The organism is Eudoraea adriatica DSM 19308 (assembly GCF_000382125.1).
In the GTDB taxonomy this organism is placed as follows: Bacteria; Bacteroidota; Bacteroidia; order Flavobacteriales; family Flavobacteriaceae; genus Eudoraea; species Eudoraea adriatica.
The window spans coordinates 530500-545108 of the sequence record NZ_KB907547.1 but is presented as its reverse complement, the minus strand read 5'-3'; the positions used below and the strand labels follow the sequence as shown (position 1 = coordinate 545108).

Below are 14609 nucleotides of genomic sequence, written 5' to 3'. Positions count from 1 at the left end.
GAATTAATCTTCTTTAGCAATAAATGGAATCGCAGGGTTTGCAATTTCCTGAATAAGTTTTATTAGCTGTTCCTGAAAAAGATCAAGGGTTTCTTTCGTAATGTCGAGATCCTTATTTCTGCTGGTTCTGCTGTTTTTGGTCGAAAAATAAAACGGTCCGGAACTCAAATTCTTAAAGGAAATAATTCCAGCGTGCATTTTCTCAATGGGATTCATAATTTGATAAATAAAAGAATAACACAGAAGCTGAAATGCTTTACTATTGTCATAATTTTCAATGATTTCATCCCATAGAACTATTTCTACATTCGAATTTATAACATTACCAGTCTTATAATCAAGTATTCTAAGTATGCCATCTTTTTCATCAATCCTGTCTAATGTTCCCTTTAAATTAACAGGGATCTCTATGCCGGGGACATCAAACTTAATAGAAAGTTCATTTTCCAGGGCTATTATTTTGATCCTATGATGTTTAATATCCTGAATTTCCTTTACAATGAAGTTATTAATATAAGCCACGATAACGTTGAAGGCGATGAGATTTTTGCCCCTCATTATATCTTCTTCCGCATAAATTTTTAGTAGTTCATTTTTAACAACTGCTCTTATTTTATGCAATTGATCCTTTAATTTATCTCCTGACAGGAAAGAACCCAGGAATGGCTTGTACAGAGTTTCCATTGCCTTATGTAAAACCGTCCCAAAGGTATTGGAAGCAATGGTCTCTTCCACTTCTAAAACTTCTTCTAATTTTAAAATCTTTTGCTTGTAGAAATTAATTGGGTTTTTAATATAGTTGGTTAATGAAGAGGGGGAAAGGCCTTTTGTTAACACGTCACTTATTTTGTTTATTATATCATTATCCTTTTCAATAATAACCGGGGTATTGGGCACAGCGTTAATTTGAGGAACTGCAATTTTTGTGTGTATATTCTCCCGATGATTTTCATCTGTAAGTAGTTGTGAAATAAACCTGCTTTTCTCGCCCCCCTCTATAACATCAGGTTCCGTATTATAGATTAGATAGATGTTTTTAGCGCGTTGCAACAGTCTGTAAAAATGGTAGGTATAGACCGCATCTTTTTCTTTAAAGGCTGGCAAACTAAATTCTCTTTTTACATCGAAGGGTATAAATGAATTATTGGTCTTGCCGGCAGGCAGGATACCTTCATTTACAGATGTTATTATTACAGTTTCAAAATCCAGGTTTCTGCTTTCTAACATCCCCATAATCTGAAGGCCTTCAAGAGGTTCTCCTCTGAAGTTCACTTTTTCAGTTGCTATTAGATCCTTATAGATACTTTGCAAATCCTTTAAATTCTTTAAAAAGGAATATTTTACGGAAAGTAATTTTAACTCATTAAATATGGTATAAAAGTTATATAGATACTCCAATTCTAAATTGTTTTCATCTGATTGAAATTTTACTTTTAACAATTCAACAATTGCAATTGCCTTGTCAATAAATCGTGAAGGGGCATAATCTTCATCTGAAAAAAGCAGAACTAATCCTTCAGAATTTTCAGGTAAGATTGATTTTAATTTAGTAGGAGTTATATAAATCCAGTTACCCTTATTTATTTCTGCTTTTAGTCCGGCAACTACATCCAGCTCATCGGTGGAAAGTATTTTCTGAACATAAGGATGTGCCAGGAATGATACCAAGGCCCTATAAAACCATCCACGTGAATCTTTTTGAATATAAAGATTGAAAAGCTGGTTAAACATTCCGGCAAGAGGGGTTTTGCCCAAAGGATATCCCATTGTAATATTTACCTTATTTATTTCAACGGGTAGTGAGTTTAATATGGGGTTTAATAATGTTTCATCTCCCAGCACAACTGCCGTATTCTTAATTTGATTCGGCTCCTCCTTATTTATTTTCGAAATTAAATCCCCTACATATTTTGCCTGGGAGATTTTTTTAGGCACTCCGGTAATTTGGATATTTTTGGGTTTGCCATAATATGCACTAAGACCTTTTATTGGATGGGTTCTGAAGTAGTTCCACTCCTTTAGGTACTGCCTAATAAAAAATCCCGCATCATGGATTTTATCTTCAAGAAAATCAGAATCTATATCCCAATAGATATCGGCATTTCCTTTATTTAAGAATTCCGTAATTATGAAAACTTCTGCTTTGTTTAAAGCATTAAAACCAATAAAAATGTGCTTTTTACTTTTAGTTCTATTAATGTAATTGGATAAATTGTTACATGCTTCCCTGTAAACCAAACCCTGATGACCCAGGCTATTTTCTAAAAGTTTAGAATTAAAGATGGTATGCAATTCTTCCAGATTATTCCAAAAACTGAGGTAATCTTCAATTAATTTGGTCTTACCTGGTTTCAGGTGCCATTGGTTCATTTCCTGTATAACCGACAGGTATGAAAAAAGTTTATCAGCAGGTACCAAATACCGGTCAATTTCGTTGAAATCCTGCAACAGGATCTGTCCCCATTTGGAAAAGGAATAAAAGGATTCCTTTTCATCTGTGCCCGTTTGTAAATAGGAACTATACAGTTCAAATAATTGCTGGGTACTGGATGCATAAGAAAGACCGGAAATCATCTCAACAAATGATTCAACACTATAGATTTCCGGAGCAAAAATTGTTTTACTGACTATATTGGATATGCCATTTTTAAGAAAAGTTCCAGCGCGTTTACCGGGGAGTACAAAAACAAGATTATCAAATGATGCATTCTTTTCCCATAATTCTTCAATAACCCGATTTAAAAAACTCTGCATATCTAAAAATAAAAAAAGCCCCGCATTTGCGGAGCCTTTTTCTATTATATTAAGTTTAAAACCTTATTCTCTTATCAAGTTAATTTCAACTCTACGATTCGTTTTCCTTCCGGAAGCGGTACCGTTGTCTGCCAATGGTCTGTCTTCACCATAACCTGTAGCTTCCAATCTGTTAGAGGCAATACCGTTCTCAATTAAGTAATTCATTACGGAATAAGCTCTTTCTTCAGAAAGCTTTTGGTTTAAAGAAGCACTACCAGTACTATCCGTATGACCATCTATGCTAAATCTTGCATAAGAGTACTCCTCAAGAATCGCTACTATATTTTTCAATACTTCTTCTGAACGTTCTTTGATAGTTGCTTTACCCGTATCAAATAAGATAGTTTTAGCGTAGTCGTTTAATGACTTACGAACTGCTTCAGTAAGTTCTGGACAACCTTTATTTGCTACTACACCTGGTAAGTCAGGACATAAATCATCTTTGTCTAATACACCATCTCCATCTCTATCTGGCCATGGGCATCCATTATTCTCAGCAGGACCTGCTTCGTTTGGACACTGATCATCTTTGTCAGCAATTCCATCACCGTCTGCATCTGGACAACCAGCTAAGGCAGCTAATCCGGCTTCGTTTGGACATGCATCATCTTTATCGGCAATTCCATCACCATCAGAATCTGGGCAACCATTCAATTCTTTAGGACCAGCTTCATTCGGACAAGCATCTTTGCTGTCTTCAATACCATCACCATCAGAATCAGGACAACCATTGAATGCTTCTAAACCAGGTACTTCCGGGCAAGCGTCATCTTTGTCATAAATACCATCGCCATCTGTATCAGATCCACCGAATTTTATGGAAAGACCCAACATATGCTGGAAGTGAGATGTTAAATAATCCTCAAATGCATGCTTGTATTGTGTTTGAAGAGTCAAACCAATATTATCATTGAACCAAACATTAGCACCAATACCACCATTAATAGTTCCTGCTCCAATATCTCTAACCCAAGTATAACCACCACCAATTTCAGCGAATGGATCAATAGTTGTGTTCTTTAAGAAATTGTATTTAATGGTTCCATCAAGTCCGTAGTACGACCAGTCATCAACTTCCAGGTCTCCAACTTTTTCGATGCGGTTTAAAGAACCTCTAACGCCAACTGAGATACCATCCCCAATAAATCGGCTAATCCCAACATAAGATACCGAAGGCAGGATATTCCAATGATCATTGGCATTGAAAAATTGATTTCCGAAGGAACTTACATCACCCGTAGGAAAGAAGTCAACTGCGTTAACCCCAAAACCAATTTGCCAAGGATTATCTTCATCTTGCGCTTGTATGTTGTTAGACGCCAGTACTAATAGGCTAACAACTAATAATCTGCTAAGCTGTTTCATGTTCAAAATTTTAAGTTTAAGTGTTTATTTAGCTGCAAATGTAAGTTGTTAAAAATTATTAACAAAATCAATTTCCTATTTTTTTTAGTCCTTTTATTAGGTAAAAACCAGTATTCAGATAATTTTTAACTCTTTGCCTACCTTAATAAATGCATTGATAGCTTTGTCTAAATGCTCAATTTCGTGAGCAGCAGATAATTGCACCCGTATTCTTGCCTTATCCCTGGGAACTACAGGATAAAAGAAACCAATGACATAGATGCCTTCTTCCAGCAACATATTTGCCATCTTTTGCGATAATTTAGCATCATAGAGCATTACAGGTACTATTGCTGAATCCCCATCAATGATATCAAAACCGGCATTCTGCATGCCTTGTTTAAAATATTTTGTATTTTTTTCAAGTTTATCTCTCAGGGACGTATCATTTTCAAGCAAATCAAATACTTTTATAGATGCGCCAACAATAACGGGGGCAAGAGAATTGGAAAACAAATATGGTCTCGACCGTTGTCTTAACATATCGATAATCTCTTTCTTACCCGTAGTATAACCGCCCATGGCTCCGCCTAATGCTTTCCCCAGTGTTCCTGTAATTATATCTATCCTGTTCATAACACCTTTTTCCTCTAATGTGCCCCTTCCGGTTTCACCTATAAATCCCGTTGCATGGCACTCATCTATCATTACCATAGCATCATATTTATCTGCCAGATCACATATTTTATCCAAGGGGGCCAATAATCCATCCATAGAAAACACACCATCGGTAACAATTATTTTAAACCGGGCTTTATCTTTATTGGCTTCGACTAATTTTTCTTCGAGATCAACCATATCACTATTGGCATACCTATAGCGTTTAGCCTTGCATAACCTTACACCATCAATAATAGAGGCGTGGTTTAAAGCATCCGATATAATTGCGTCTTCAGCTGATAACAACGGTTCAAATACCCCTCCATTGGCATCAAAGGCTGCCGCATATAATATAGTGTCTTCCGTTCCATAAAATTTTGCAATTCTATGCTCCAGTTCCTTATGAATATCCTGTGTGCCACAAATAAAGCGCACAGACGACATTCCAAAGCCATGGGTATCCAGGGTTTCTTTAGCTGCCTTTATAATTTTGGGATGCGCCGATAATCCCAGATAATTGTTTGCACAAAAATTAATTACCTCCTGTCCGCCTGAAACTTTGATTACAGCTCCCTGGGCAGAAGTAATTATCCGTTCTTCTTTATAGAGACCGGCTTCTTTTATTCTGTTAAGCTCTTCTTTTAGATATTCTTTAATTTTTCCGTACATAATTACTAAATGAATTCTGGGGTTATTTTTTTATCTATATAGACTATTATCTTTTTTTCAACCAAATATCCCATTGTATTCAGCGCATCGCCATAGGTATGTAGCTGTTCGTAATATTTTTGAGCTTTTTTGCCCGTTTTATAATCAATTATTGCCACCCTGTTATTATTAAATACCATGCGATCCGGACGCAAAATTAGGCCATTTTCGGCTATAATTTCACATTCATTCTTAACTGTATTCTCCGAAGTATAAAATGACTTAAGTTTAGGGTGTGAAATGATTTGCAGCACTACTTCTTTAATTTGAGGACCTTCTTCGGCTTTAAGATCTCCTTTTCTTATCATATGCGCAATCGCCGGTTCAATATCGCTCTCGGTTACAATAAGTCCCATTATATGGTGTATTACATTACCCTTTTTTATTGCTTCTTCTCTTTTGCTGTCCCAAAGATTATCAGACAGTGCTACAATATTAAAATTGGCACTATCCTTTTGTGTAGATATAAAAGGTATATTGGGTTGCGCTTTGGGGAGAGCTTGTTCCTGGGCTTTGCATTCAGTTGACCCAAAGGAAAAGCTTGTTTTATTTTCATCCCAGATTCCCTGTGTTTTCAAAAAGTGGATAAATAACCCGGAGTAATTATCCGATTTAAATTCACTTTTGGCATTAAGAACCATTTCAGTTATTATAACCAACCTGTCCACTGCCCTCGTAAGCGCCACATATAATATGTTAAATGCATCCAATTCCAGTCTGTGCTGTTCCTGTTCATAGATTGTTTTCGCTGTTTCCCCATAATGTACCACTTCAGATTTCTTATTTATGAGAACTTCTTTAAATTCTCCAAAATCTTCAACAGGCAACCACAATTTCGGTTCTAGTTCATCATAAATTTTCGTATTGGCAAAAGGGTAAATGACAATTGGGAATTCTAATCCCTTTGCTTTGTGAATTGTCATTATCTGCACGGCATTAAGATTTTCAGGAGCTACAATACTAAGTCTCTCTTTTTTCTTTTCCCAATAGTCTATAAACGAAGTAATACTGCCATCTTCTTTTTGTTCCAAATCAATTACTTCATCCATAAAATAAGTAATGTAGGCATCTGAATGTTCAACTAAATGGAATTGTTTTACAGCATATTCCAGGCCATCAGGCAAAGAATTATACTTTAGCTCGCCTATATTAAAATTGTAAACTTCTTTTAATGCAGAAGGCAAATCGGTTAAATACTTTTGAATAAATGCATGTTTGTTTTTTCTGTTTGTAGCAAGAAAATACAATATCTCATAACAAATTTCTGAATCCTCCGGAGCATTAATATGCTTTAATAAATTGATCAGAAAGTTGACTTTGGGATTATTCCTTAGCAAAAGTGTCTCGGAAGAAATTATTGGAATATTTTGTTCAATAAGAAAATCGGCTAAAATAATTCCATGCTTTCGTTTTCTTGTGAGAATACAGATATCGGCATAATTATACTTATTTGTCAGCGCATTTTTGATTGCATTCAATACCTCAGTACAATATGCCAAATCTTTATTCTCCTGAGGCATTTTGATAAAATTTAAATCCACCGATCCACCGACTTTATCATTAGAATTTTGCTTATTCCCATCCATAAAGAGCAAATTGTAATTTGGACTGCCAAGGAAAGGGCATGTGGCGGTAAAAAAAGCATTGTTGAATTTTATTAGTTCTTCCCGGCTTCTGTAATTTGTTTCAAGAGATTTGATATGGGGTTCTACAACAAAAGGATTGGTTTCCTTATTAACCAGACTCAAAAATTGTTCGGCCTCGCCACCCCGCCACCTGTATATGGCTTGCTTAATATCTCCTACCAACAAGAGGGATCCCATATTACCTTGTTCATCCACACTTTCCAGGGCATTACCAATTAATGGAACAAGGTTATCCCATTGCATTTGTGAAGTATCCTGAAATTCATCAATAAAATAATGACGATATTTTTCCCCAAGCCTTTCATAAATATAAGGGGCGGGTTGGTTCCGAATTTCTTCCGATATAATCTTATTAAATGAGGATATTGGAATCTGATCGCGCTCTAGCTCAATTGCTTTTATTTCCTGTTGGATGGCATTTAAAACCGTTAAAGGCACGATATTTAAATAGGAATTCCTTAAAAAGGATCTCTGATAGATTCTCTTTTTAATATCTAAGAAACACTTTTTAAGTGCTAATACAAATTCTGGATCAGGCGGTTGAATCCCGGATTTAAAGATTTTACCTTCGAGTAGATTTTTTTCTAACTGGTTATTGTAAAGCTTGGTTGGATTAAAAATAAAATCACAAATTTTAGCAAAATGGTTTGGTAGCGTTTGCCTGGGAAATACTTCCAATTCTACACCAGACTGCGAAATAGTCTCTAAAGCTTTTTTTGCCAGGTCTGCAACTTCACCTTCAATAAGGAGGATTTTTTTTTGAATTAATTTTTTAAGTACTAAAAAATCTTCGGGATTTTTATTCTTGAGATTTTCAAGGTGGTAGGATTGATTTTCCTCAAAAGTTAATTTACCGATTTTCGTAAGGTCATAAGCAATATCCCAGCTTTTATCGTCCTGTATTTTTTCCAAAGCAAAATCAATCAGAACTTTTGTTAACACCTTATCCGTTCCGGCTTTATTAATTAGCCGATCTATTCCTTCGTCCAATAAAAGGTCTGTGTCCAATACTACTTCAAAATTCTGAGGAATTTTTAGTTCTTTGGCAAAAGTTCTAATAAGTCGGTGCGTAAATTTGTCAATGGTTGAAATATCAAAAAAAGCGTAATTATGTAGGATTTGTTTTAGTGCAATATTTGATCTCTTACGTAAATTTTCGTGTTCTATATTCAGGTCTTTTGCCAATAATAGAAATAAGGCGGAAGGTTTTTTCGGATTTTCAGGATGACTAAATTCAAACAGGCTGTCAAGAATCCGACTTTTCATCTCATTGGCAGCCTTATTGGTAAAAGTGATTGCCAGTATTTGATTAAAAACAGTTGAATTTTCTGTAGAAAGTACAATTTTAAGATATTCCTGCACCAGCTTAAAGGTTTTCCCGGATCCTGCTGAAGCATTATATATATTAAATGAACTGTGCTGCACTAACTTTTTATTGCAAATTACATAATCTTAAAGAGTTCTTAACAAATAATTAGGCCAATATAAATGTTAAAAAGAGTAACTTTGAGTCACTCTAATTATTAACTTAAAACGTTTAGAAATGGCTTTTGAACTACCAAAACTACCCTATGCTTATGATGCATTAACACCTTATATTGACGCAAGAACTATGGAGATACACCATACAAAGCATCACAATGGCTATATTACCAAGCTTAACGCGGCTATTGCAAACACAGATCTTGAAAACAAATCTATTACGGAGATATTAAAAAACTTAGACATGTCTAATATGGCCGTCCGAAATAATGGAGGAGGTTATTACAATCATGCCTTATTTTGGGAAATAATGTCTCCGGATGGTGGCGGCGAGCCAACAGGAGATCTTGCTGCAGCTATAAATGATGCCTTTGACTCATTTGATGCTTTCAAGGATGTTTTTAGTAATGCTGCAGCAACCAGATTTGGTTCTGGTTGGGCATGGCTTTGTGTACATAAAGGAGGGAGCTTAAAAGTTTGTTCTACCCCAAATCAGGATAATTCATTAATGCCGGGAACCGGTTGTGGTGGCCATCCGATTTTAGGATTGGATGTATGGGAACACGCTTATTATTTAAATTATCAAAACAGAAGACCAGATTACATTAATGCCTTTTTTAATATTATAAACTGGGATAAAGTTGCTGAGTTATACAGTTCCAATAAGTAAATGACGATTAAACTTTAGTCCGGTTTTTATTAAAAATAAAACCTTCCTATTTAAATAGGAAGGTTTTTTTGTTATATAGAAAAGGGCGGAGAAGCCTCCACCCTTTTCGTCCCAAATCTTACCATAAACTTAACCTACTTATGCTATGGCATTACTAAATTACTGGTATTGTGAGAAATAACAAAGAAATTTAGGTAAATTTTAGGCTTACCAATGAAGCTTATTTTGGAATGGGGAAGAAATATATTCGTAATAATGGATATAATTTACTGATAATCAGAAATAAAAAAGGCAGGTTTGCACCTGCCTTTTTCCCCAAATCTTACCATAAACTTAACCTACTTATGCTATGGCATTACTAAATTACTGGTATTGTGAGAAATAACAAAGAAATTTAGGTAAATTTTAGGCTTACCAATGAAGCTTATTTTGGAATTTGCGTAAGAATTGAGAAAATGAAATATGATGTTAGGGATAGGGGTATAAAATAAAAAGGCAGGTTTGCACCTGCCTTTTTCCCCAAATCTTACCATGAACTTAACCTACTTATGCTATGGTTCCTCAAATGTAGGTTATTGCTTTAAAGTCGATTAAAATTTTGGCTAAAATTCTTTTTAATTGGTTGAAATACCCTTCGCCGGATATTATACTATATAAGGTGAGGAAAAGTCGTATTAAATGTGAAGTAAAATAAAATATAAACGGTAATCAAATAAAAAAGGTGGAGAAGTCTCCACCTTTTTTGCCCCAAATCTTACCATGAACTTAACCTACTTATGCTATGGCAGGTCTAAAGTAACCGCCTTTCGTTCGCTGTTATTAAAAAGCCGATGAATAGCGTAAATTATCGATGAAATGCACAAATATGTGTATTTCATCGATAAAAATGTTAATAAGCCCTTTCATTTTTACCTTCATAAAAGTTTATAAAAGCCCTGTTTACAACTTTATTTCCTCCCGGGGTTGGGTAATCTCCTGTGAAATACCAATCGCCGAGATTCTTTGGGCAGGCCTGATGTAAACTTTCTATTGTTTGGTAAATTATTTGTACTTCAGCTCTAATATCGGGCGGACTTAGCAGTTCACCAATTTTTTTAGATATCTGACTTGCACTAAATGGCTGATAAAAATCTTTTACATAATTAATGATATCCTTATCTGCCGATTGAATTTGTTGTAAACACTTCTGATAGATTTCATCTACCAACTTCATGGAATTATGCTCCTTGTGCAATGCTAGAGTGGCTTTAAAGGCTATAAAATCTTCCAGTTTTGCCATATCAATGCCATAACAATCAGGATAACGAATTTGTGGTGCAGAAGAAACAACAATAATTTTCCTGGGGGATAACCTGTCTAATATTCTTAAAATACTCTTCTTTAAAGTAGTGCCCCTAACAATGCTGTCATCTATAATAACAAGATTATCATCCTTGTTTACAGAGCCATAAGAGATGTCATAGACGTGTGCTACAAGGTCATCTCTGCTACTATCCTGAGTTATAAATGTTCTTAGTTTTGCATCTTTAATGGCTACTTTCTCAATCCTGGGCCTGACATCTAATATCTTATTTAATTCCTCTCTGGTAATATTCGATCCTAATTTTAATATTTGCTCTTCTTTTTTCTTGTTCAAATAATTTTGCGCTTCTCTGATCATCCCCAAATAGGAAGTCTCAGCAGTATTAGGGATATATGAAAAAACGGTATTCTTTATATCTCCGTCAATAGCGGACAATATTTGAGGAAAAATCAATTTTCCTAATTCTTTTCGCTCCTGATAAATTTCTTTATCGCTACCCCTCGAAAAGTAAATTCTTTCAAAAGAGCACGCCTTTCTTTCCTTTGGCTCTAAAATTTCAGTTGCATTAACACTTCCGTTTTTCTTTATAATTAAGGCATTGCCCGGATCGAGTTCCTGAACATCTTCATATACAACATTAAAAACCGTTTGAATTGCAGCCCTTTCAGAGGCGACCACGACTACCTCATCGTTTTTAAAATAATAGGCAGGCCTAATACCTGAAGGATCTCTGAGCACAAAAGCGTCTCCATGCCCAAACATACCGGCCATTGTATATCCACCATCCCAATTCTTTGCTGCTTTTTTAAGAATTTTTGCGACTTTTAATCTTTCGGCAATCAATGGAGAAGCCTCCATTTTGTTATGGCCTTCTTTTTTTATTTGCCTGTATAGCTTGGCTACTGCATCATCAAGAAAATGGCCGATTTTTTCCATTACAGTAACTGTATCTGCCATTTCTTTTGGATGCTGACCCAATTGTATCAAATTATCAAAGAGCTCATCAACATTTGTCATATTAAAATTCCCGGCAACGATAAGATTTCTATGCATCCAGTTATTTTGCCTGAGGAAAGGATGTACACTTTCAATACTATTCTTTCCAAATGTACCATATCGGACATGCCCAAGAAGTACTTCGCCTATATATGGGATGTTCCGTTTTTGCAAATCTGTATTGCCTATATATTCAGGGTTTTCTTTTAAGGCCGAGTTTATACGGTCATTAATCTGAGCAAAAATGTCTTGTATTGGTTGCGACTCCACAGAACGAACTCTGCTCATATAGCGCTCTCCAGGGGCCATGTCTAATTTAATACTGGCAAAACCTGCACCATCCTGACCACGATTATGCTGTTTTTCCATCATTAAATACATCTTGTTCACTCCATAAAAAATACTGCCGTATTTTTCCTTATAGTAATCTAACGGCTTTAATAGCCGTATTAAAGATATTCCACATTCGTGTTTAATGGCATCACTCATTATTAAAATGAATTAAAAAAGCCCCGAAAGTACGAGGCATGTTTTATTATTGTAATTCAATATCAAATTGTGTCAATTCTCTGAATTGACGTAATCTCCTATCTATTTCTTCTTTCTTTAAATTTGCCATTCTTTCTGTACCAAAACGTTCTACACAAAATGAAGCCAGATTAGATCCATGGATAACCGCATTTCTTAAATTGTTGAACGATAGGTTTTCGGTCTCCGACAGATAACCTACAAATCCTCCTGCAAAGGTATCACCTGCACCGGTAGGATCAAAAACTTCTTCCAGAGGAAGGGCCGGAGCAAAGAAAATATTTTCATTATGGAAAAGTAAAGCACCGTGTTCACCTTTCTTTATGACCACATATCTTGGTCCCATGGTATGAATTTTTACTGCAGCTTTTACTAAAGAATATTCATTGGTAAGTTGTCGTGCCTCTTCATCATTTATGGTTATAATATCAGTATGCTTTATAACCTCTTCTAATTCTTTCGAAGTATTATTCATCCAATAGTTCATTGTATCCAAAACAATTAACTTTGGCTTTTTCGCCATTTGATTTATGACGCTCATTTGGATGCCGGGATGCAGATTTCCTAACATAACCACATCTGCGTTTCTGTAGTTTTCAGGTACTACCGGATTAAAATCTGCCAGCACATTCAGTTCCGTACTGAGGGTGTCCCTGGTATTGAGATCGTTACGATACTTGCCACTCCAGAAGAAGGTCTTACCTCCTTTTACAATTTCTATAGCCGAAATATCAATATTTCTATCCTCCAGAAATTGCAGATGTTCATAGGGCATATCATCTCCTACTACTGAAACAATTGCCGAATCTGTATCGAACTGTGAAGCCGCCAGACCAATAAATGTTGCAGCTCCGCCCAGAATTTTATCCGTTTTCCCAAAAGGCGTTTCTATAGCATCAAAAGCAACAGTGCCAACAATTAAAAGCTTTCCCATAATTTAGATTTTAAAATAAGGTGCAAATATACGCTTTTGAAAGTCCAAATAATGGGATTTAAAAACTAAAAAGCCGTATATTTATTTCCTGCCAAAATCAGCAGGAATTTCTCCCCATGCTTTGGTTTCCCATTTCACTATAGGGGTATTGTATGAATTGTTTTTCAACCATTCAACCGCCCTTCGAATGAGATCAAACAATGGATTATTTTTATTGTTTTCCGAAAGCCTGGTATTACAGCTTTTTTTTCTCACCCAGCTAATAGCAATCCTTGAATCTGAATAAATAATCCGATCGCTGTTTCTCTGCTTTAAATAAGCCAGTCCATGAACTATTGCAAGAAACTCACCAATATTATTGGTGCCTTCCGGAAAGGGTCCTTGTTTAAATAGTCTTTTACCAGTTTTAGTATCTACCCCCTGGTATTCCATAATCCCCGGATTTCCACTGGATGCTGCATCTACAGCAATAGAATGATAATTTGGCTCTCCAATTTTTATAAGATCCTGAGAGGAAAGCTGAGGACTCTTTTTCTTTTTCCCCTTATACGCGTCGTAATTACTGTCATAAGCTTTTTTGGCCATTTCAAAATTGGGGAATGACATATACTGGGCTCCTTTGGCACCAGATATTGCAGCTTTGCAATCATCCCAACTTTCGTAAATACCCGGTCTCTTGCCTTTCCAAACCACGTAAAATTTATTCTTTTTTGCCATTATCCTTTAAATAACAGTTTTTCAATTACCCGTGGAAAATGTTCATATTCAAGACTGTGGACTTTTTGAGCTATAGTTTCGGGAGTATCAGCGGCATCTACAAAGATTCTTACCTGTGTAATAATTGTACCCTCATCATAATGTTCATTAACATAATGAATGGTAATGCCTGTTTCGGGGTCTAAATTCTCCTTTACAGCTTCGTGAACCTTCATGCCATACATTCCTTTACCACCATACTTAGGAAGTAAGGCAGGATGAATATTTATAATTCTATCTGGAAAATGATCAATTAAACTTTTTGGGATACGCCACAGGAATCCTGCGAGTACTATTAAGTCGAGATTAAGACCATTTAAAAAATCAGAAATTAGGTCAGTTTCAATAAAAGCGTGTCTGTTAAAATATATAGCACTAACATTGAGTCGTGCACACCGCTCTAAAACTTTAGCGTCTTTTCTGTTTGTTAAGACAGCAACAATTTCAACTTCTTTGTTGTCAGAAAAATAATGGATAATGTTTTCAACATTAGTGCCGGAGCCCGAAGCAAGAAGAACAATTCGTTTCATTTAAGCAAAAATATTCTTTTTGAAATTAAGTCCTAGGATTATTAAATGCATGATGATCGACTACCTTTAATAAATCATAAAAAAAAGTCGAGAAAATCTCTTTTTATATAGGGTTTAACCATTTCCAGGACAGAAAATTTATGTCTAAACTAATATTCTTGTATTTAAATTTCTTAAATTACGATACATTTTTATGACAAATAGTGTTATTACATTATAAGTTTTTTATTTTTGCCAACGATTTAAATTTTAAAAA

General features: G+C 35.4%; 9 protein-coding genes. 1 reads left to right on the top strand and 8 read right to left on the bottom strand.

Annotated elements, in window-relative coordinates; all coding sequences use genetic code 11:
* Nucleotides 1-3: 3 nt before the first annotated feature.
* From G504_RS0106065 to G504_RS0106050, 4 genes are all read right to left on the bottom strand, one after another.
* Nucleotides 4-2754, bottom strand: a complete 2751-nt coding sequence (locus tag G504_RS0106065) for a PD-(D/E)XK nuclease family protein (protein WP_019669259.1) — start codon at nucleotides 2752-2754, stop codon at nucleotides 4-6.
* 63 nt (nucleotides 2755-2817) lie between these two features.
* Entirely contained in the window at nucleotides 2818-4161 is a 1344-nt protein-coding gene (locus tag G504_RS0106060; protein WP_019669258.1) for an OmpA family protein, read from the bottom strand.
* Nucleotides 4162-4275: 114 nt separating this feature from the next.
* Entirely contained in the window at nucleotides 4276-5469 is a 1194-nt protein-coding gene (kbl, locus tag G504_RS0106055) for a glycine C-acetyltransferase (RefSeq protein WP_019669257.1), read from the bottom strand.
* A 5-nt stretch (nucleotides 5470-5474) separates the two neighbouring features.
* The gene (locus G504_RS0106050) at nucleotides 5475-8579 is read right to left on the bottom strand and encodes a UvrD-helicase domain-containing protein (RefSeq protein ID WP_019669256.1); all 3105 of its coding nucleotides are present in this window, start codon (nucleotides 8577-8579) and stop codon (nucleotides 5475-5477) included.
* Between the two features lie 118 nt (nucleotides 8580-8697).
* Between G504_RS0106050 and G504_RS0106045 the strand changes: the two genes are divergently transcribed.
* Complete coding sequence (locus G504_RS0106045; RefSeq protein ID WP_019669255.1) at nucleotides 8698-9306, top strand: superoxide dismutase; 609 nt, start codon at nucleotides 8698-8700, stop codon at nucleotides 9304-9306.
* Between the two features lie 889 nt (nucleotides 9307-10195).
* Here G504_RS0106045 and G504_RS0106035 read toward each other — a convergent pair.
* The 4 genes from G504_RS0106035 to purN form a co-directional block, all read right to left on the bottom strand.
* Nucleotides 10196-12094, bottom strand: coding sequence for an amidophosphoribosyltransferase (locus tag G504_RS0106035; protein WP_019669253.1), 1899 nt, complete (start codon nucleotides 12092-12094; stop codon nucleotides 10196-10198).
* 46 nt (nucleotides 12095-12140) lie between these two features.
* The gene (locus tag G504_RS0106030; protein WP_019669252.1) at nucleotides 12141-13067 is read right to left on the bottom strand and encodes a PfkB family carbohydrate kinase; all 927 of its coding nucleotides are present in this window, start codon (nucleotides 13065-13067) and stop codon (nucleotides 12141-12143) included.
* Between the two features lie 81 nt (nucleotides 13068-13148).
* A complete protein-coding gene (locus G504_RS0106025; protein WP_019669251.1) occupies nucleotides 13149-13784 on the bottom strand; it encodes a ribonuclease H1 domain-containing protein in 636 nt (211 codons plus the stop codon).
* Nucleotides 13784-14353, bottom strand: coding sequence for a phosphoribosylglycinamide formyltransferase (gene purN, locus G504_RS0106020; protein ID WP_019669250.1), 570 nt, complete (start codon nucleotides 14351-14353; stop codon nucleotides 13784-13786). Before purN ends, G504_RS0106025 begins: the two co-directional genes overlap by 1 nt.
* Nucleotides 14354-14609: the final 256 nt, after the last annotated feature.